This is a genomic window from Aliivibrio fischeri ATCC 7744 = JCM 18803 = DSM 507 (assembly GCF_023983475.1).
Lineage (GTDB): Bacteria > Pseudomonadota > Gammaproteobacteria > Enterobacterales > Vibrionaceae > Aliivibrio > Aliivibrio fischeri.
The window spans coordinates 160,003-180,561 of sequence record NZ_CP092712.1; the positions used below are offsets into that span (position 1 = coordinate 160,003).

Below are 20,559 nucleotides of genomic sequence, written 5' to 3' on the forward strand. Positions count from 1 at the left end.
TAGCTTTTCCTAAAGTCTCTGCGCGAAGCGTCCTGAATTCTGCTTCTACAGTTTTTCAACGATCTCAAGCATAATCGCTTTACCCAACTCCGACTTCGTCGTTAACGGTAGCGCTTTATCACCTTCTTTCCAATATAGGTGAAGCGCATTGTTATCACTATTAAAGCCTTGTCCTTGAATTGATACATCGTTTGCACAGATCATATCTAAATTTTTGCGCTCTAATTTACCGCGAGCGTATTTTTCCACATCTTGAGTTTCAGCTGCAAAACCGACAGTAAATGGACGTTGATTCGTTAATGCCGCAACTGAAGCGACAATATCTGGATTCTTAACCATATGAAGCGTCATACCATCTTCATCGGCGGTTTTCTTTAATTTTTGAGTCGCCACTTGGCTTAGTTTGAAATCAGCAACGGCAGCGCATGCAATAAAGATAGAATGAGATTGTGCATTTTTCATTACCGATTCGTGCATTTGTTCTGCGCTTTCAATATCAATGCGTTTTACGTTCTCTGGTGTTGCAAGGTTAACAGGCCCACTGACTAAAGTGACGTTAGCACCTAATTGAGCTGCGGCCTCTGCAATAGCAAATCCCATTTTCCCTGAGCTGTGGTTAGAGATATAACGAACTGGATCGATGGCTTCACGAGTTGGGCCTGCAGTAATAAGTAGAGATTGGCCTTTAAGTGGTTTTTTATCCGCTTCTGCTTGTTCACAAGAATTCGCTTGGAAAAAGTCTTCACATAAATGAACCAGCTCCATTGGCTCAAGCATTCTTCCCATGCCCACATCGCCACAAGCTTGTTGACCAGCAGCAGGACCCCAAATGTGCATGCCACGACGAACGAGTGTTGCTATGTTTTCTTGCGTCGCGATATTGCTATACATTTGCTGATTCATAGCAGGAGAGACCGCGACAGGAGAATCTGTAGCAAGAACTAAAGTAGATAATAAATCGTTACCCATGCCAGCAGCCATTCGAGCAATCAAATCAGCCGTTGCAGGAGCAAGTAAAACAATGTCAGCCCACTTAGCTAATTCAATGTGTCCCATTGATGCTTCAGCAGCAGGATCAAGTAAACTATCAGCAACAGGGTGGCCAGAAACCGCCTGCATCGTTAATGGGGTAATGAACTCTTTTGCTGCTTTTGTCATTACTACGCGAACTTCAGCGCCGCGTTCAATTAATCGACGAGTCAGTTCTGCACATTTATAAGCCGCAATGCCGCCGCTAATACCAAGAAGAATTCGTTTCCCTGCAAGAGATGCCATGACACTAATTACCCTGTTAAGTGGTTCACCATAAAGTAGCGCTAACCATATCATAATTTTTTTTCAGAGTGATGCACTTCCAATCTCTTCCATCAAGTAAATGACCAAAAACATAATTGCAATCAAGGTTTGAAGCTTGCCGAAGGCTAAACGATCGAGAAAGCGAATAAGATTTAGACATCGTAGGCTGTGTAGATAGTAAGTCATCAATTGAGAAAATTATGTCGTTAATGAATCTACCAGAAGAATCTCGACCAAGAGAGAAGTTACTTGCCCTTGGTCCAAAGTCACTGACTGATGCTGAATTACTCGCGATCTTTTTAAGAACAGGGATCCAAGGAATGAATGCCATTGAACTGGCAGACAAACTATTAAAGGAGTTCGGCTCATTAAGGAAGTTACTCAGTTCTGATGAAAATGAATTCTGTAGTCATAAAGGGTTGGGCACGGCAAAATTTGCACAACTTCAAGCCGTTGTAGAAATGACTGAGCGGTATTTATTTGAAAAGATTGAAAAAGAAGACGCGCTAACGAGCCCCGAACACACGAAACGTTATTTAACCCGAATGTTAAGAGATAGACATAGGGAAGCGTTTTATGTTTTGTTCCTTGATAATCAACATCGAGTGCTAAAAGGGGAGATATTATTTGAAGGAACAATCGATGCTGCTGCTGTTTATCCGAGAGAAGTTGTAAAAAGATCGATAGATTATAATGCAGCCGCCATCATTTTAGCGCATAATCACCCTTCCGGCGTAGCCGAGCCAAGTCAAGCTGACAGAAGAATTACAAAACGTATTTCTGATGCTGTAGAATTGGTAGATATCCGAGTCCTTGATCATTTTGTGATCGGTGATGGAGAAATAGTCTCTTTTGCTGAAAGAGGATGGATTTGAGTGTTTTTTTTACCGATTGAATAAAAAAAATACAAAAAACCGTAAAAAGGATCCCTTAGGGTCTTGAGCAATGCGCAATCACTTAGTATAATGCGCGACCTTTGATAGCCTTGAATTAGAAATTTCAGATGGAATTTCTAGTGGTTTTTTGCCACCAAGGTGATATCGAGCTGAAACGATTTGGAGAAGACAGCAATGTCCCGAGTATGCCAAGTAACTGGTAAGCGTCCTGCAGTTGGTAACAACCGCTCACACGCAAAAAATGCCACCAAGCGTCGTTTTCTGCCGAACCTACAAACTCATCGTTTCTGGGTAGAAAGCGAAAAACGCTTCGTTAAACTTCGTCTTACCGCTAAAGGTATGCGTATCATTGATAAGAAAGGTATCGAAACCGTTCTTGCAGATATGCGTGCTCGTGGCGAGAACGTTTAAGAGGAATCTGAACAATGGCTAAAGGCGCACGTGAGAAAATCAAGTTAGTATCAACTGCTAACACTGGTCACTTCTACACAACCGACAAAAACAAACGTAACATGCCAGGCAAAATGGAGATCAAAAAATACGATCCTGTTGTACGCCAGCACGTTCTTTACAAAGAAGCAAAAATCAAGTAATTCGATTACTGATTGCAACTTTGATAAAATTGAAAACCCAGCCTTGTTGCTGGGTTTTTTTTTGCGTGAAAGAGCAGGGACGAGAGGCGAGAACGCTTCGCTCGAGGTGCGAGTAAGGTCAAAAGCGGAAGAGCTAGAGACTATACGCTTCGCTTGCAGAATTCAGAGGCACTTGCTTCTAGCTCCTCCCCTTTATCGACATAGCCACTTGGTTGATAAAGTAAATATAAGGGGAGGCTGGGAGGGGTTGTTAGTAAATGACTAGGAACTATATGCTGTGCTAACTAGATATTATAAAAGTGAGTATGATAGGTATTTTGAGCTCTAGGTTTCAGACCGCTTCGCTTGCAAAGTTCAGCGGTACTTGTTTTTAATCTTCCTGAAACCTGAAACCTGAAACCTGAAACCTGAAACCTGAAACCTGAAACCTGAAACCTGAAACCTGAAACCTCGATCTTGCTCTTATCGTTTCTAGTTAGCGAAGCGTATAGTCTCTAGAACTTGCCTCTTCTTGAATCTTGAGTGAGCGTTCTCGCTTCTAGTCCCTGTTTTTAAAAAGGATTTAAAATGAAAAAACCATCACGTCGCAAATACAACAACATGCTGATCATCTTCGTGTTGCTTTTCATTGCAGTACTTCAAGCTCCTCAGCTAATAAAAACATATTTAATAGAACCAAAAGAAAATATTGAAGTTGTTGAAGGCATTAAGCCGCTATTTGAAGGGGAAAATGCGATTCAAAAAATGCATTTTTCAGAATACGATCTAAGTGCTAATACTTCAGAGCAAGAGAGCCAACTCATTGAGCGTTGGTTTACCCTAGAAGGAACCCTTCTTAATGATGATTCAGTAAAAGCATTAAAAGAAAAGTTACCCGCTCCAAGCTCTGTTGAAGTCTGGCTTGAAGATCAAGAAGAGCCGCAACGAATTACTATTTATCAAGCTCCAAGTTTTTGGATGATGCAAAACTGGCAAGGTGAGTGGATTGCAGTAAGTGCGGAAGAAGGGTATTTGTTTAGATAAGAGCAGGGACGAGAGGCAAGGACGCTGCGCTCGAGGAGCGAGTAAGAGCGAAAGAAGAGAGCAGAATTCAGATCGCTTCGCTTGCAGAGTTCAGAGGTAGTTGCTTCTAACTCCTCCCCTTTATCGCCATTATTACTTGGCAGGTAAAGTAAATATAAGGGGAGGTTGGGAGGGGTTGTTAGTAAATAACTAGAAACTATACACTGCGCTTTCAGGCTTCAGGAGCTATCGCTTTTGATTTTCCTGAAACCTGAAACCTGAAACCTGAAACCTGAAACCTGAAACCTAGCTCTTATAGCTTCTAGTTAGCGAAGCATACCGTCTCTAGTGCTAATTTTTATTACTCAGTAAACCCTTTGATTTGAGCATTTAAAAACAACGTTTGTAGATGGCTGTAATCTTTTTGGATGGATTTATCAGGGTTAGCCATTGCAGTTGGTTTGATTGTTAATGAAACATTATCAGCCCAAGGGTAGATCACATCAGGGGTAGAGTTATTAAACACACCGTTTTTGGTATAAGTAACATTACCATTAAACCCAACTGGATTTTCAATATCGTTTACTTGCAGCAAGTTACGTCCACCTAAACTGTAATAGTTTTGATTTGATAAACTAAAAGCATACAGGGTAGGGAAAATGTCTCGATGAGAACCAATGCGTTCTTTTTCAAACTTATAGCTCGTATGTTCTAAAATAGCTTCAGGGACATAAAGATAAAAAGGAACTGCGCGCGCGAAGCCTAAGTCTTTAGGAAATTCAATTGAGTAGTTACGTAATCTGTGATCACCAGAGGCCGAGATAATCGTTTTGCTTTTAAGCGAAGAAGCTTTTATTGAATCAACAAATTCACCTAAGGCATTCGACGAATATTGGTAAGTACCGTAAATCTTCTCCGATTCCGTTTTATCAAGCCCCATTTTATCCATCGCATATTGGCTGACCTTAATAGGCTTCACATCATAATTTTCAGGTACTTTATAAGGAGGGTGATTCGTTTCTGTTTGGATCATCAACATCATAGGCTTCTTACTTTCAGCCAGAATTTTCTCAGCAAACTTAAAAGCGAATTCATCTGGTACACCCCAAGTACTCGATAGTTTTTCTGCTTCAGGGAAGGCTTTTTTTATATCGACTTCATCATAAAAAGCATCAACACCTTGGTATGGCATGTAATATTTTAAATTACGCCAGTTAGGACTGCCCCCAGTGATGTATACGACATCGTAACCTGCGTTTTTATAAGGTAAGAATGCAGAACCAAACAATGATGTCTTTTGAGCGCTACTGTGGCTAATAGAGTTAACATTGCTGTGAAATAACATCATTACAATGCTATTTATTGTTCCGCCAGTACCTGAAGTAAAACGATTAAAATGAAAATCGCTTTGCATATGAGGACGAAGAGCACCTAATAAATCAGTACCATTACCATCTTCTAGTAATAAGTTTGTTCCCATGCTCTCCATTAATGCAAACACCACATTCGGTGGATTTTTTTCTAAATATGGATTCGCTGGTGTTGTGTACTGTGCATCTGATTGATGAAGTACTTTTTCTACCTGAGATGTATATTCGTTAAAAGAGACTTTGTGGAATTTTGCGTCTTTTTTATGGTCACTATTAGCCCAATCAAGAGCAAGGATAGCGTTAGGGGTTGCTTGGTTTAATACCTCATAGTTTGAAACGTTAGCGTGGTATTTTTTTAGTGGGAAAGTACCAATAGAACCGCGAGCAATCACAAAATAAATAAGAATATTAGCAATAACAACAAGAGTGCATTTAAGTGTAGGTTGTGTGGAATAAGCTTTATTTAAAAAGTGATGAACGTATTTCTTACAAAGAAGAGTAGAAGCGATAGCGACGAATAAAGAGAAAATAGCAGAAGATAAGATTGGATAGTCTTTCCATAAAATATCAATTACAGCTGCAGTATCATCTTCCATTAAACCGAAGACAAAAATATCAAAGGAATTTCCATAGGTTTGATAATAAAAAAAGTTTGCTGTTGTTACTGAAATAGCGATAAAGCTAACGATGAACGTATAAGGAACAAAAGCGTTAAGCACTTTAGAGAAAAAATGAGTATTAGCAGTTAATAAACCAATCAAAAAGATAGGTGCATAAGCGATAGCTGCAACTTTTAAGTCAAATCTAAATCCAATAAACAGAGAGTTGAATAGATCGTTTGGAATGGCTTCAAGTGTGTCAAAATTAGCGTACTGAAGAATGAAATTCAAACGACCAAACATTAGAATAGCCGTAAAGGATAAGAGGCTGAGCCATACGACAGGATACAAAGCCTTACTGTTTTTTTGGAACATCACAAGTCTCTTTTTTGATTATCAAGTTCATTTATAAGATTTGCGAGTATGTTAACAATAGTAGCTCCATTTTTAAAGGAAGCCCCAATGCCAGAATTGCCAGAAGTAGAAACCAGCCGCCTAGGAATTACCCCACATCTGCAAGGTCAGACAATTAAAGCCATTGTGGTTAGAACGGATAAGCTTCGTTGGCCAATTCCTCAAGAATTGCAAAAATTAGTTGGACAAAGAGTTCAGTCAATTCGTCGCCGTGCAAAATATTTAATGATAGATACCCCAGAAGGCAGTGCGATTATTCATTTAGGAATGTCGGGCAGTTTACGCGTTTTAGATGAAGAAGTGCCGTCAGCAAAACACGATCATGTTGATCTAGTCTTAGAAAATGGCAAAGTTCTTCGTTATAACGATCCACGCAAGTTTGGCGCTTGGTTATATTCTGAGGTAGGTGTAGCGCATCAAGTGCTTTCTAAGCTAGGGCCAGAACCACTAACAAATGAATTTAATAGCGAGTATTTTGCTGAGAAAGCCAAGAATAAAAAAACCGTAGTTAAGCAATTTATAATGAACAATGCTGTAGTGGTTGGTGTTGGTAATATTTATGCCAGTGAATCTTTGTTTATGGCTCAAATTCATCCTAAAACGCCAGTAGGTTCATTAAAAGCGTCTCAGATTACTGTCCTTGTAGCTGAAATAAAAAAAGTGCTAGAAACCGCAATTAAGCAAGGTGGAACAACACTAAAAGATTTTAATCAAGTTGATGGCAAACCTGGATATTTTGCACAGGAATTGAAAGTGTATGGGAGAGCAGGGAAAGAGTGCCCAGTTTGCTCTAGTAAAATAGAAGAAGAGAAAATTGGGCAACGGAATAGTTTTTGGTGCGGAAAGTGTCAGTTTTTAGCTGAAGATTGACCTGATAAGTCAAAATATTTTTGAGCAACTAAAAGGGAGATTAATTTCTCTCTTTTGCTGTCTTTAAATTGTTCAACCCATTGGTTAGCATTTTTAATGATCTCTAGAGCTTCATCTTCATGCTTTGTGTAATAATCCATTTTTTCAATTAAGTCTGAAAAATCATCTTTCACTTCAACAAAATGAATACCCGCTTGTAGCTTTCCTTCCATAAACCAAGTTTCATAGCGTAGTTTTGGAGTGAAACACAGCGAGTTTGAAGACATGATCCATTTCAGGTTAGTTGCAACGTCCATGCCCTCTAAGCTTAAGATAAACTTATATTCCAACTGTTCTTCAATCGACATCGAAGGTAGAACGTAGCCAAGTTGCTCTTCTGAATCGTCTTTTGTATCAACACGACCAATATTGCATTTTGGGTTGTTGAAATGAGTTGAAAGTAATAATCGACGATTTGGACGAAAACCTGTTCCTCGCCATACCACAGCATCTTTCTTTTCTTGAAAGCTTTTATTGTCATTAATGAAGTTATAGTGACGGATTGCATTTAGCTTTAATAATATAGATGCCGCATTATCCCCATCAATAGGTCTGCTTTTTAAAAAGCTAGGCTCAGCAGGAACATCAATAACATCCCCATTAATGTAGTTAAAAAAGTAAGAAGGGCTAAACGCTTTAATGACTTTAAACAGATCTAAGTAATAAGCACTACCACCTGTTTTTTTAAATTGGTTAACTTGTGTCGCTTCTTGGTTATTTACAGAAAATGGAATATCCAGTTTATTGTAATAATTAACCCTTTGCTCAATATAGTCTTGATCAAATGAGGTTCTGCTTTGCAGCGTTTTTTTGCCAAGAGCTTGGAGAATAAAAGCAGGTATTATCGTAATGCTGCCGTTGGCGACATAATAACGAAATTTCTTTAAGCTCATTGCTTCACCTTTTGATAGATAGCCGAAGCTACGTACGGATGAACAAACTGATCAATCTTACCGCCGTGGATAGCCGTTTCTCTTACGATGGTAGAAGATAAAAATCCGTGCTCTTCAGGTGGCGTAAGGAAAATGGTTTCTAGTTCAGGCATTAACTTTTTGTACATGGTGGTTAAGCCAAGCTCATATTCAAAATCCATCGTAGTGCGTAAACCACGAACTAAGATATTAGCTTGCTGATCTTTTGCTAAATCAACTAACAGTCCAGAAAAGCCAACAACAGAGACATTATTCAAATGTGCTGTTGCTTGCACTAACATATCCACACGCTCCTCAAGAGAGAACATGGTTTTTTTACTTGGACTAAAGGCAACGCCCACAACAACATGATCAAACATATTAGACGCACGACTAATAATGTCTGAATGTCCGTGAGTTACCGGATCAAAGGTTCCAGGGTAAATAACACGCTTAGTCATGTTGCTCCTCAAGAAACTGATTAATACCTTGCTCACAACGAGTAAGTTTCTCTGTGATTGTTTTTTCCAAAATAGCGTCATTTTCAGCTAAAGAGGCACGAGAGTTTTCATTATGGAAAAGATGGTAGCCCACGCCTGAAAACTTCAGGTATAAACGACGTTTTTTCGCATTTAGCATACGAAGGACAAACTCACTGTCTTCACGTCCCCAACCAACAAATTCTTGGTTAAAACCGTTTACTTCAATGACATCTTCGCGCCAAAAAGCCATGTTACAACCACGAGTTGCTTTGTCGTTGTTTCTTTCATAAGAGAACATACGAGACAGAAAAGCACTTGTGATGCAGTTTTTACGGTTGCGAATACCAGATGAAAAAATAGTTGGGACGGCACCGTCATTCATGATTTTTTTACTGAATGCTTCTTCAGTTAATACACGTCCGCCTTGAACAAACCAGCCTTTTTTAGCGACATGCTTATGAGATTGAACAAAAGAAGGAGATAACACCATATCACCATCAATCATCATAATATAATCACCAGATGCTTTTGCTATTGCTCTATTACGGCTCATTGAAAGCTGAAAACCATTGTCTTCATGCCAGCTGTGAATTAATGGAATAGGGAAAGTCTTTTGAATAGAAGCAACCATATCGATAGTATCTTGACGAGAACCATCATCGGCAACGATAACCTCATCTGGAAGTTCAGTTTGTCTAAGCACACTATCAAGGACTGATTTCAATGCTTCTTTCCAGTTATAAGTAGTGATGATTAATGTCGTTTTCATTTCTTTTTTGCCTCTTCACGAAGGTAAAGATCGATATATTTAATAAAAGTAGAATGCGTAGCTAACCAAGCTAAAATGAATCCATGTCTGCCATCTAAGAAACCACGTTTGATGATATACATCTTAATAAAACAGCCTAGCGCATGAATTAATGCCGTGCTTAGTCCCGCTTTTTTCTTTCCTTCACGTTCATCCGTCCATGCTTTTAAGTAGCCAGTTGTTTTGTTGATGTAATGGTGCAAATTATCGTAAGTAAAATGCAGTAAACGACCTTTTAACTTTTCAACACGAACAGAGTCAGAAGTCACTACTTTCTCATGAACCAAAGCATCGTTATATTGAGCTTCATTAGTGCGATATAAGCGAAGAACCCAGTCAGGAGACCAGCCCGAGTAATGAATTTCTTTACCAAATGCATCACTTAATCGATTCACTTTATAGGCGACATTAGGCTTGTTATCACTGATTGCTTTTTGAATGTCTGCTTTTAATTCAGGGGTTACTCGTTCATCAGCATCAAGCCATAAAACATAGTCAGAGGTGATGTGTTGTTGTGCAAGTTGACGCTGTTTACCAAACCCCGGCCATTCAGGGTTTACAAAAAATTTATCAGTAAACTGACGAGCAATAGCTTCGGTAGAGTCAGTACTACCAGAATCAAGGATAACAATTTCATCCACCCAACCTTGTACGGTTTCAAGGCAAGATTGTAGGTGGTTCGCTTCATTTTTAACGATAAGAGCGACGGTGAGTGTAGGTGTTGTCATTTATATGATTCTCATTAACGTTAGAGTGAAAAGTCGATAACTGCTTTATCAAACATGGCAATAACTTGCTCAGAGCGAATACGATTCATTGCCTGCTTATCTTGAACACGAGTTCGCCATGATAACTCTGATTTATCTTTCCCTGTTTCAGCTTTAATCGCTTCATCATAAACCGTAACGACATAGTCACGATATTGATAAGGACATGTGCGATCAGGGTTATGGTGCGCATACAAACCAATAATAGGGGTATTAACGGCATTTGCCATGTGTGCAGGACCAGTATCTGGAGCTATTACTAAATTGGCTTGCTTTAATAGTGCTAACATCTCTTTAAGTGAGCTTTTTCCTACTAAATTTTTAACAGGTGCATTTAAAAGAGATTCAATGTTTTCAGCTAAATCAATTTCAACTTGAGCCGGACTGCCTGCAAGTGTAATCGTCCAACCTTTAGATTGAGCATGATGGATGACATCAGCATAACCTTGAGCATTCCAATTTTTATAGGCTTTACTTGCTGCAGGAACAATGACGAGGTTCTTGTTATTAACATCAGAAAGCTGAGAAGATGCCCATGCATTATCTTCAGAACTGGTCGGAATATCCCACGTTGGGTTCGTGGTATTCACACCAAGCTCTTTTACAAAAGCGATTAATCCATCAAGTACATGTGGTTTTTGTGGAGAGGGCACTTTGTAGTTAGTAAATAGGGTTTGAAAGTCATTACTGCGTTCTTTATCAAAGCCTAATTTGTACTTTGCTTTAATCCCTAATGTAGCAACGCTTGCTCGCAATGCGTATTGCATATGAAGAAGCGCATCAAAACGTTCATTTTTAAGTGTTTTCCACAATTGGGTATAACCTTTCCAACCCAGTTTTTTATCAAAAACAACCACATTAATATTAGGTAGATCGCCAATTAAATGCGCTTCAAGTTTACCTGTAATCCAAGTTATTTTAGTTTCAGGCCATTGCTTTTGAATCATTTGAACAGCAGCAATGGTATTGCAAACATCACCAATAGCTGAGAGGCGTAAAATACACAAAGAATTAGGAGCTGAAGTGAATAAAGGCATAGAGATGTTAACCTAATAAGAATGAGTTAGAATTATGCTATTAACGGTCATAAATGTAAAATGGCATAAAGCGAGAAAGAGACTAGAGACTATACGCTTCGCTAACTAGAGATTATAAGAGCAAGATACAACAAGTTGCTAAGGGGCGCTTCGCTTAAGAAGAGCGTAAGCTCTAGCTCCTCCCCTTTATCGATATAGCTACTTGGCTGTAAATGTTGATATAAGGGGAGGCTGGGAGGGGTTGCTAGTGAATGACTAGAAATTATAAGAATACCTAGCTTTTGCTCTTATAGTTTCTAGAAGCGAAGCGACCTAGTTAGCGCAGCGTACAGTTCTAATTAATATTGGAGTCATTGTGTGAAAACAATTAGAAATAAAAAACAGATCATTTGGTACGACGACTCAATTCTTAGTGACTCACCAGAACAATGCTGTGATCCTGACTATTGGCAACAACAAAACAAAGTGATTGGTTCAGCGCAAGGTCGTGGTACAACTTGGTTTGTAGCTTTAGATAAAATGGATGCAGCGTTACGCCATTATCGTCGTGGTGGTTTATTTGGAAAAATCATTAAAGATCATTACATTTTTACTGGTTGGGAAAAGAGTCGTAGTTACCAGGAATTTCAGTTACTAAAGAGTTTAAAAGAATCGGGTGTTAATGTTCCAAAGCCTATAGCAGCAAGAACCATAAAACGAACGTTTTGTTATCAAGCTGACTTATTAAGTGAAAAGATCCCGAACGCACAAGATCTTGTTTCTATCTTGCAAGAAAAACCATTATCAAAAGAAATGTACCAAAAAATTGGTAATGAAATCCGAAAAATGCATGCTGCTCAAGTCAATCACACCGATTTAAACATTCATAACATTTTGATTGATGATAACGACAAAGTTTGGATTATTGATTTCGATAAATGTTATCAGCAGAAAGGCGATGATTGGAAGAAAGGAAACTGGGATAGATTAAAACGCTCGTTTGTAAAAGAAGTAACTAAACGAAATATTCATTGGAGTGAAGAAGAATGGGCTAGCTTAGAGAGCTAACCCATATGTAAATTAAGATTTTTTGGGTGTGGTATTAAAGTAAATTTAAGGTTTTAATTACTGCACCAGAGTTTTTTGAAATAAAGTCTTGCGCATTTTCACCCATTCTCTCGGCATATTCTGGTTGAGTCATTAATTGCTTTAATAGGCTCGCCAGCTCTTCAGCAGAAGTGATAACTTTCGTTGCGTCTTCTTTGATTAGCGTTTCAGTTATCTCTAAGAAATTATAATAACTTGGGCCAGTAATGGACGGTTTAGCTAGTGCAGCAGGCTCAAGTAAATTATGACCACCCACTTTATCACCAAGTAAACTTCCGCCCATAAAGCAGATATCAGAAGCACCAATGAGCGTAAGCATTTCTCCCATCGTATCACCAAGATATATTTGACAATCTGGTGTTAATATCTGATTTGAGGTGCGTTTAACGGTTTTAAAATCAGCGCCTTGGCAAAGCTCAAATACTGAATTAAAGCGCTCGGGGTGACGCGGAACTAAAATTAATAACGCATTCGGTATCTTATGCAATAAAGAGCGATGGGCCGCTAGAACTTGCTCATCTTCACCTTTATGTGTACTGGTCGCAATCCAGATAGGGCGATCTTCTCCAAGTTGCTTACGAAGAATAACCCCTGATTCTTGTATTTGCTGCGTAATTTCGATATCAAACTTTACCGAACCAGTCACATGTACTTTCTCAGCTTGAATACCAAGAGCAACGAAACGATCTGCATCATCTTTATATTGGCAACAAACATGAGTTAGGTGTTTACCAAGTAGATTAAATATTGGCTGTACTTTTTTGTAGCCTAAAAAGGATTTTTCAGAAAGACGGGCATTTAACACTGAAATAGGAATACCAAATTTGGCAACAGTATGCAGTGTATTTGGCCACAGTTCTGTTTCCATAATTAGCATCTTTTCAGGTTTAGTTGCTTTTAAAAAACCACGAACCGCAAAGCAAAAATCAATCGGCATGTATCTGTGTTCAACCAAATCACCTAACTTTTCAATTTGCTCAGCGCCAGTACTTGTCGTCGTCGTGACAAGAATGGGTTGTTCAGGGTTTTGCTTCTTTAATGCTTTAATAATAGGAGCAGCAGCAATGGCTTCACCAACCGATACTGCATGAATCCATATTGGAGCCTGCGTTGCATTGAGTGATGGGGTACAACCAAAGTGCTCTTTCCATCGACGACCAAAAGCAGGCTTTCCTTCTTTTTTCTTATAAAGAGAATAGAGAAGCAAAGGAGAGATAAAGGTTAAAAGTAAGCTATACAAAAAGCGCATTATTTTCTCTTTTTGAAAATATATTTTTGCCAAGTATATATTTTACCAAGTAATCCCATATGTTTAGATTTTAAATAAATCGCTTTTCTTGGATCTTTCCAGCTATGCTGAAACCAATGCACTAAGTATGAATTATCAGGAGTAGTAAACTCTTGTCCATTACCAAGATAGCAATAGAAGTATTCAACTGGGAAAATTAACGATTTCTCAATATCTTTCATCTTATTGTCAATTAAGACATGAGTCATTATTCCCGGTCCCATATACAATGGAGAACTTAGGATTTTATGCTCGTAAAAATCGATAAGATTAGCCAAAATTTTTGATTCTTTTTGCGCATAAATACACGCAGTTCCAATCATTGACTCTGATTCATATCCAACAGCAAACTGGCACTCGTCAAACAATGGGAATGGATTTTTTTGCACAGTTACATCTGTATCTAAATACAATCCACCTTCATGTTGTAATATTTTCAGGCGTAAATAATCCGTAACAAAAGCGTACAATCCACGCTTATAGCACTCTTTTGCAAACTCACATCCATCAATCCACTCAGTGATTAATGAGTCTTCTTCCGTCCATACTTTGTATTCATAACCCTGTTTTTTCCAGTCTTCAATACAAACTAAAGCAAGAGGGGTTAGTTTATTACCTAACCATATTGCATGGATTTTATTATTACTCATTGTTATCCTTCATCGATAAATTATGTGTTAAATAAAAAGTGTATATTCCACCGAAAATTATATTAATCATATATTCGCCTGTTTTGAAGAAAAGGAATGATTCAAAACAGTTAATGATGGCGAAAAATAAAATGAACATTGTACTTATAATTAAGACTTCATTGTTTTTCTTATAAAATGTCGAGCTATACATAATTAAAGTATAAATATAAAGAAATAACGCAACACCAAGTAAACCATAAGAAATAATTAGTTCGATATGACCATTGTGTAAGTGTGTGTATCTGGATTTTATCTTATTGGGCAGATTATTAGATTCTTTTATTACAAAGTTTCTAGTGCCTTCGCCAGTACCTAATAATGGGTTGTTTTTAATCCAAGGTATAGATTCTGACCAAAAGTGCATTCTGATCCCCATGCTACTGTATGGGATGTTATCAACATCACCAGAAAGAATGAGAGGAACTATATTACTTTCTTTATGTATTCTTTTTTCAATTGTAGGAATATGGCTAGCAAGGTAAATTGAACTTATAACCACCACTAATATTATAGAAATGGATTTTATATTTACTTTTTTAGATATGATGGCAACAATGATAGGCGTTAATATGCTTGCAATTAAAACAGCAAGCCACACTTGACGACCTTGCGATACAATCGTAATAAATAGCGACGGTAAGAGAATAAAAAGGGTAATTAATATTTTATTCTTAATACCATTTAGAGCATAAATATAATAACTACTACCAAGTAAAATAGTACCTGCTAGGGCTGATAAATGATTTGCATTTACATAGTTGAAATCAATTCGTTGTCCAGCAATCCCATTCATGATGTCAGCTAAAATATCATTTGAATGGATTAACGCAGTTAAAAAGATACCAATAGCATAGAAAAGCCAGAGTGTTCTTACTTTCTTAATGTTTCCTTTCAGCCAGTAGGCAATAAAAATGAAAAAGAACAGATCCGCTAAAATACCTATATTAGGGCTGTCTTTTGCCAGATGTGGTATTTGAAAGGTAGAGTTTATCCAACTTAAGCAAGTTAATAATATAGATAAAAATAAACAGATAAATGCTTTGTCTTTGATCGCTTTTTTAAAATCGCAGAATAAGAATAGTAAAAAACCAAGTACAATAAATGACTGAAAAATATCACCAAGAGGTCGATATGATATTTTAAATAAAGCATATCCTAATATATTAATAAACATAAATGTTTCAAACATTTTATGTTCAATTAGATGGGTGATTTTACTTTTTATATTACTCATTTTATACATGCTATAACAGATGATGCCTCTAATTCTTTCAAGCACTTCAAATGACCTAGAGGACATTCACGCTTAAAACAAGGACGACACTCAATATCAGTGCTTACAATATCGACTTTTTCCGCTAACGGTGGCGTGTATTTTGGTGATGTAGAACCATAAACACCAACCACATGACAACCTACCGCAGCAGCAACGTGCATTAAACCAGAATCGTTACTTACAACGGTTTTACAAGCAGCAAGTAGATCAACCGCTTCAATTAAGCTTGTATCGCCAGCTAAGTTAAATACCGCTGCTTGGTTATCTGTATCCACTAAAGCTTTAATACTTTCAGTTGTTTCTTTATCTTTGGCTGAGCCAAATAACCATACTTGATGGCCACGGTTAATCATTTCGTTAGCTACGGCGGCATAATGTTCAACAGGCCACTGTTTTGCAGGACCAAATTCAGCGCCCGGGCACAAACCAAGAACCGGTTTATCAAGAGATAAAGAAAACTTCTCTAGAGTATTTTTTTGAACTTCCGCATCAATTGATAGAGCTGGGCGAGGTAAATTCTCTAACCCACCTAGTGAGCTTGAATCAATCATTTCAGATTTAGGATGAGCTAATGCCACATAGCGCTCAACCATGTATTGGAATGCTTTTTTATTTGGACGTAAATCGTTTAATAGCCCATAACGCATTTCACCTTTCCAACCCGTACGAACCGGGATCCCTGCAAACCAAGGAATAAGTGCTGATTTTGCAGAATTCGGGCAAATGTAAGCGTGTGTATAGTTATTATTTTTTAACTCTTTACCAAGAGCGCGACGACCTAATAAATTGAAATCACCATGACCAAGAGGCATTTCAATCGCTTGATTAACCTCAGGCATTCTTTCAAGAATGGGTTTACACCAAGCCGGAGCCATCACATCGATAATCGCTTCAGGATGCTGTTGTTTTAATGTGATATACAGTGATTGAGACATCACCATATCACCTACCCATGATGGGCCAATGATCAGGATTTTCATTACTTATTTTTCCAATGCAAACTTTTCATTAGGGATTCATAGGTACGAAACAGTTCAATATATATTTTATTGAATAGAGAAATACCACTTTTGTCTTTACGTGTTGAACCTATCGTGGAAGTAATATCGGCACGCGTAAATAGGTCAGGTGAGACACTATAAGTTTGTACCTGATGTCGCCAAGGCTTTTCCATATAGTCATCGACAGGTTCTAAAAACGCTTGAGCATTATCAATAAAGCGTTGGGCTGCTTTAGAGCTAATAATATACGCTGTTGTACCGCAGGTTTTTTTCTTATAACCGCCAAGTTGAAACTCAGGAGTTAAATCTAGAATACGATGGAATGGAGACTTATGAGTTGCTGATAATTTGATGTAATCATAAGTTTGGATATGCTCAAAACTTAATTCAATTATCTGTTTGGCGTTTGCGATAGGGTCAACATTGTCTTCCATAATGACGATAGATTCATTTAAGGAAACGCATTTTTGCCACATCGCATAGTGGCTTGCGAAACAGGCGATTTCACTGGTTTTAAGTGAGTAGCCTTTACGTTTTTTTGTGGTAACAGGGCGAGCATGATCAGAATATTGAAAGTTTTCAATTGATCCGTCAATCGCATCAAAAAACTCAAAAGAGATATCAAGAGCGTCTAAATGCTTTTGAATGCGCTCACGGCGATCAACCGAACGTTTTAAACTGACAACAAATACTTTCATATATCCCATATACCAGAAAAATTAAATTGGATGATTTTTAAGAAACTAGAAACTAGAAGAGCAAGTATGGTGTGCATAATCAATATGAAATAGCTCTTGCTCTTACTCGTTTCTCGAGCGAAGCGTCCTCGTCACTCGTCACTCGTCACTCGTCACTTAAATCTACTTATTAATCATCGCCATATATTCAGCAACACCATCAGCTACTGACTTAAACTCAACATCACAACCAGCAGCACGAAGCTTAGTTAGATCAGCTTGAGTAAACTCTTGGTATGCGCCTTTTAGGTGCTCAGGGAACGGGATAGTTTCCACTTCACCTTTACCGTGGTGTTTAATTACTGCTTCAGCAACTGCGCGGAATGGTTCAGCACGGCCAGTACCACAGTTATAGATACCAGATACGCCATTTTCTAAGAACCAAAGGTTAACCGCAGCCACATCACCAACGTAAACGAAATCACGTTTAAACTCGTCACTACCTTCAAACAGTTTAGGGTTGTCGCCCGCATTCATTTGGTTATTTAAATGGAAAGCAACCGAAGCCATAGAACCTTTATGTTGTTCACGAGGGCCATACACATTGAAGTAACGGAAACCCGTAATTTGAGATAGCGTTTCGTTGTGCTCTTCAGCATCAGCCCATAGGCGACGAACGTAGTTATCAAACTGCTGTTTAGAATAACCGTAAACGTTTAGAGCACCTTCGTATTCACGCTCTTCGATAAACGTATCTGTTTCACCGTAAGTAGCTGCTGATGATGCATAAAGGAATGGAATTTCACGCTCAATACAGAAATGAAGCAACTCTTTAGAGTACTCATAGTTGTTCATCATAATGTATTTGCCATCCCACTCAGTCGTAGCAGAGCAAGCACCTTCATGGAAAATAGCTTCGATAGGACCAAAGTCATCACCCGCCATAATTTGCGTAATGAAGTCTTCTTTATCCATGTAATCAGTGATATCAAGATCCACTAGGTTCTTGAATTTTTTACCATCTTTTAGGTTATCAACCACTAAAATGTCGTTAAAACCTTTGTCATTTAAAGACTTAACAATGTTGCTGCCAATCATGCCAGCGCCGCCAGTTACAATGATCATTTTGATACCACCGAAAAATAATGTAATTGATTGAATTGTAGCAAAGAAGAAGAGGTGGCGCTACGCTTGAAAAGCAGGGACGAGAGTTGATAACACTTAGCTTGAGGAAGAGCGAAAAGCGAGGTTTCAGGTTTCAGGAGAGCGAAAGAACAGAATTCAGAGCGCTTCGCTTGCAGATTTCAGAGGTGATCGCTGAAATCACAGTGACAAAGAATGGTTCTCCCCCTTTATCGCAATAATTATGAGATCGATATAGTGAATATAAGGGGGAGTTAGAGGGGGTTGGTTGTGCTGTCTTTAGGTTATTCAGATAAACTAAACTTCATTATTTACAACCCCTCCTAGCCTCCCCTTATTATCGGCAGTTTCTACCAAGTCACATTTGTGAACAAGGGGAGGAACAGTATTGTGAACGCTGAAATAACAACGATCACCCCTGAACCCTGCAAGGGAGCTTGCGACCGGTCTGAACCTTAAATTCTTGAGTGATTAATCATTGGGATTCGTGATGTTAATAGAAGGGGAGGTTAGGAGGGGTTGTGAATGAATAACTTTGAATATACTCGCAATAGCTTTACCTCTTTAATTGAATTTTTTCTTTTTCTGCTACTGGTTATGGGATATTTAGAAATAAAGGTTACAACCCCCTCTAACTCCCCCTTGTATTGATTTTATTACTCTCATACATACAGTGGTAAAAGGGGGAGAACAGTCTTTGACGCTGTAATAACAACGATCACCCCTGAATCCTGCAAGGGAGCCTGCGACCGATCTGAACCCTGAATTCTAAAAGGAGCTCTCATGCCTACACCCTTAAAAAACTCAACCCAAACCACCAACCTGGAAATAAACCTCAAACACCATGGTGGAAAACTCGGCGTCACAGGCTCATGCCATGAACTCAGTATTAATCACAACGGTAACAACCACGGTATCTTAATAGATTGCGGTTTGTTTCAGGGGAGAGACGCCAAAGATAAAAATGGAAACGAGAGAAAGCTCGATATTGAATTTCCTATTTCACACCTCAAAGCACTAATTCTTACCCATACTCACATAGACCACATTGGGCGACTGCCTTGGTTATTAGCAAAAGGTTTCAAGCAACCCATTTACTGTACACCAGCAACAGCAGAGCTCGTACCGCTCATGTTAGATGATGGATTAAAACTGCAACTAGGATTAAATAAAGGCCAAAGAGAAAGAGTATTAGCATTAATAAGAAAACAGATAAAACCCATCCCATACAACCAATGGCACCGTATTCCGCTCACCTCTACAGATAAATTACCTAGCTCTCGCTCTTCCCGCTCTTCCTCGCTCCTCGAAGCGAAGCGTTCTTGTCCCTCGTCCCTTTACCTCCGTTTCCAACCCGCAGGCCATATCCTCGGTTCTGCTTATGTTGAAATTAAACTTCCCAACAATGAAATTATCGTATTTTCAGGTGATTTAGGGCCATCAAAAACGCCACTATTGCCTGACCCAACGCCACCGAAACGAGCCGATCTATTAGTCATAGAAAGCACTTACGGCAATAAAATTCATGACAGCGTAGAAACCAGAGCCACTCGCTTACAACAGATTATCGAGCGTTCATTAGAAGATGGTGGAGCCATTATTATTCCTGCATTTTCAGTGGGCAGAACTCAAGAGCTACTGTTTGATATAGAGCACCTAATTCATCATAAAAAAATAGACTCAAAAATCCCCATTATTCTTGATTCACCATTAGCCAATAAAGTCACCAAACAATATAGACGCTTTAAAAAATTATGGAGTAAAGAAGCCACAACTAAGTTAAACAATCATCGTCATCCACTTAATTTTGAACAATGCATCGTTATCGAAAGTCACAAAGAGCACATGAAAATAGTCAATCGACTTAAAAGCACCGCAGAGCCATGCATTATTGTCGCCGCAAGTGGCATGTGTGCCGGAGGCCGAGTCATGAATTACCTTGAAGCATTATTACCTGACAAACGAACCGATATTATTCTTGCAGGTTATCAAGCTCATGGAACGTTAGGACGAGATCTTCAAAACCAAGAACATCAAGTATGGATAGATAACCAACCGATTGATGTTAATGCGCAAATCCACACCATGTCTGGATATTCAGCCCACGCCGATCAATCTGATTTAATTAAGTTTGTCGAGGGGATTGAGGAGGGGAGGAAGGAGGTGGTTGTTGTGCATGGGGAGGATGATGTGCGTAGGGAGTTTGAGAGGGTTTTAGAGACTAGAAACTATACGCTGCGCTAGCTAGATGGAATAGAGTTCAGATCGCTGCGCTTACTTAGGTTTCAGGATTCAGGTCGCTTCGCTTGCAG

The 20,559-nt window shown here is 38.7% G+C and carries 20 protein-coding genes; 7 read left to right on the top strand and 13 right to left on the bottom strand.

From position 1 onward, the window contains the following. Positions 1-45: 45 nt before the first annotated feature. A complete protein-coding gene (gene coaBC / locus AVFI_RS00680; protein ID WP_054775445.1) occupies positions 46-1,275 on the bottom strand; it encodes a bifunctional phosphopantothenoylcysteine decarboxylase/phosphopantothenate--cysteine ligase CoaBC in 1,230 nt (409 codons plus the stop codon). 221 nt (positions 1,276-1,496) lie between these two features. Here coaBC and radC point away from each other — a divergent pair, with 221 nt between their 5' ends. From radC to AVFI_RS00700, 4 genes are all read left to right on the top strand, one after another. Further along, positions 1,497-2,171 carry a RadC family protein gene (gene radC / locus AVFI_RS00685; RefSeq protein WP_017019188.1) on the top strand — a complete coding sequence of 225 codons (675 nt, stop codon included), beginning with the start codon at positions 1,497-1,499 and terminating at the stop codon, positions 2,169-2,171. Positions 2,172-2,366: 195 nt separating this feature from the next. Next, positions 2,367-2,603 carry a 50S ribosomal protein L28 gene (gene rpmB / locus AVFI_RS00690; protein ID WP_005417050.1) on the top strand — a complete coding sequence of 79 codons (237 nt, stop codon included), beginning with the start codon at positions 2,367-2,369 and terminating at the stop codon, positions 2,601-2,603. Between the two features lie 14 nt (positions 2,604-2,617). After that, the gene (gene rpmG / locus AVFI_RS00695) at positions 2,618-2,785 is read left to right on the top strand and encodes a 50S ribosomal protein L33 (RefSeq protein ID WP_005417052.1); all 168 of its coding nucleotides are present in this window, start codon (positions 2,618-2,620) and stop codon (positions 2,783-2,785) included. A 567-nt stretch (positions 2,786-3,352) separates the two neighbouring features. Beyond that, positions 3,353-3,808: a hypothetical protein gene (locus AVFI_RS00700; RefSeq protein ID WP_011260989.1), complete on the top strand. Its 456-nt coding sequence runs from the start codon at positions 3,353-3,355 to the stop codon at positions 3,806-3,808. Positions 3,809-4,148: 340 nt separating this feature from the next. On the opposite strand, the gene AVFI_RS00705 is transcribed toward AVFI_RS00700, so the two are convergent. Beyond that, positions 4,149-6,131, bottom strand: coding sequence for an LTA synthase family protein (locus tag AVFI_RS00705; RefSeq protein WP_069581380.1), 1,983 nt, complete (start codon positions 6,129-6,131; stop codon positions 4,149-4,151). A gap of 87 nt (positions 6,132-6,218) precedes the next feature. On the opposite strand from AVFI_RS00705, the gene mutM reads away from it, so the two are divergent. After that, the gene (mutM, locus tag AVFI_RS00710; RefSeq protein WP_012532671.1) at positions 6,219-7,040 is read left to right on the top strand and encodes a bifunctional DNA-formamidopyrimidine glycosylase/DNA-(apurinic or apyrimidinic site) lyase; all 822 of its coding nucleotides are present in this window, start codon (positions 6,219-6,221) and stop codon (positions 7,038-7,040) included. Here mutM and AVFI_RS00715 read toward each other — a convergent pair. From AVFI_RS00715 to AVFI_RS00735, 5 genes are read right to left on the bottom strand one after another with little or no spacing between them, the layout of a single operon-like run. Beyond that, positions 7,019-7,972 (bottom strand): glycosyl transferase family 90, encoded by a 954-nt coding sequence (locus AVFI_RS00715; protein WP_069581379.1) that lies wholly within the window; start codon positions 7,970-7,972, stop codon positions 7,019-7,021. The two genes, mutM and AVFI_RS00715, sit on opposite strands and share 22 nt — an antisense overlap. Further along, positions 7,969-8,451 (bottom strand): pantetheine-phosphate adenylyltransferase, encoded by a 483-nt coding sequence (gene coaD, locus AVFI_RS00720; protein WP_017020349.1) that lies wholly within the window; start codon positions 8,449-8,451, stop codon positions 7,969-7,971. The genes AVFI_RS00715 and coaD overlap by 4 nt, the downstream gene beginning before the upstream one ends. Then, positions 8,444-9,241, bottom strand: coding sequence for a glycosyltransferase family 2 protein (locus AVFI_RS00725; protein ID WP_012532761.1), 798 nt, complete (start codon positions 9,239-9,241; stop codon positions 8,444-8,446). Before AVFI_RS00725 ends, coaD begins: the two co-directional genes overlap by 8 nt. Further along, complete coding sequence (locus tag AVFI_RS00730) at positions 9,238-10,008, bottom strand: glycosyltransferase family 2 protein (RefSeq protein WP_063645030.1); 771 nt, start codon at positions 10,006-10,008, stop codon at positions 9,238-9,240. The genes AVFI_RS00725 and AVFI_RS00730 overlap by 4 nt, the downstream gene beginning before the upstream one ends. Before the next feature lie 20 nt (positions 10,009-10,028). Beyond that, entirely contained in the window at positions 10,029-11,084 is a 1,056-nt protein-coding gene (locus AVFI_RS00735) for a glycosyltransferase family 9 protein (RefSeq protein WP_188863307.1), read from the bottom strand. Positions 11,085-11,441: 357 nt separating this feature from the next. On the opposite strand from AVFI_RS00735, the gene AVFI_RS00740 reads away from it, so the two are divergent. Then, on the top strand, positions 11,442-12,131 hold the full coding sequence (locus tag AVFI_RS00740; RefSeq protein ID WP_054775425.1) for a 3-deoxy-D-manno-octulosonic acid kinase: 690 nt from the start codon (positions 11,442-11,444) through the stop codon (positions 12,129-12,131). A 34-nt stretch (positions 12,132-12,165) separates the two neighbouring features. Here AVFI_RS00740 and waaA read toward each other — a convergent pair whose 3' ends face one another. From waaA to rfaD, 6 genes are all read right to left on the bottom strand, one after another. After that, complete coding sequence (waaA, locus tag AVFI_RS00745; protein ID WP_188863306.1) at positions 12,166-13,419, bottom strand: lipid IV(A) 3-deoxy-D-manno-octulosonic acid transferase; 1,254 nt, start codon at positions 13,417-13,419, stop codon at positions 12,166-12,168. Continuing rightward, the gene (locus tag AVFI_RS00750) at positions 13,419-14,108 is read right to left on the bottom strand and encodes a glycosyltransferase family 32 protein (RefSeq protein ID WP_069581374.1); all 690 of its coding nucleotides are present in this window, start codon (positions 14,106-14,108) and stop codon (positions 13,419-13,421) included. Before AVFI_RS00750 ends, waaA begins: the two co-directional genes overlap by 1 nt. Further along, positions 14,101-15,384 carry an O-antigen ligase family protein gene (locus tag AVFI_RS00755; RefSeq protein ID WP_069581414.1) on the bottom strand — a complete coding sequence of 428 codons (1,284 nt, stop codon included), beginning with the start codon at positions 15,382-15,384 and terminating at the stop codon, positions 14,101-14,103. Before AVFI_RS00755 ends, AVFI_RS00750 begins: the two co-directional genes overlap by 8 nt. Further along, on the bottom strand, positions 15,381-16,406 hold the full coding sequence (gene waaF / locus AVFI_RS00760; RefSeq protein ID WP_069581373.1) for a lipopolysaccharide heptosyltransferase II: 1,026 nt from the start codon (positions 16,404-16,406) through the stop codon (positions 15,381-15,383). Before waaF ends, AVFI_RS00755 begins: the two co-directional genes overlap by 4 nt. Further along, positions 16,406-17,125: a glycosyltransferase family 25 protein gene (locus tag AVFI_RS00765; RefSeq protein WP_054775429.1), complete on the bottom strand. Its 720-nt coding sequence runs from the start codon at positions 17,123-17,125 to the stop codon at positions 16,406-16,408. The genes waaF and AVFI_RS00765 overlap by 1 nt, the downstream gene beginning before the upstream one ends. Positions 17,126-17,287: 162 nt before the next feature. Next, positions 17,288-18,229: an ADP-glyceromanno-heptose 6-epimerase gene (rfaD, locus tag AVFI_RS00770; RefSeq protein WP_005417078.1), complete on the bottom strand. Its 942-nt coding sequence runs from the start codon at positions 18,227-18,229 to the stop codon at positions 17,288-17,290. Positions 18,230-19,030: 801 nt separating this feature from the next. Here rfaD and AVFI_RS00775 point away from each other — a divergent pair. Further along, positions 19,031-20,491 (top strand): MBL fold metallo-hydrolase RNA specificity domain-containing protein, encoded by a 1,461-nt coding sequence (locus AVFI_RS00775; protein WP_069581370.1) that lies wholly within the window; start codon positions 19,031-19,033, stop codon positions 20,489-20,491. The last annotated feature ends 68 nt before the right edge of the window (positions 20,492-20,559 follow it).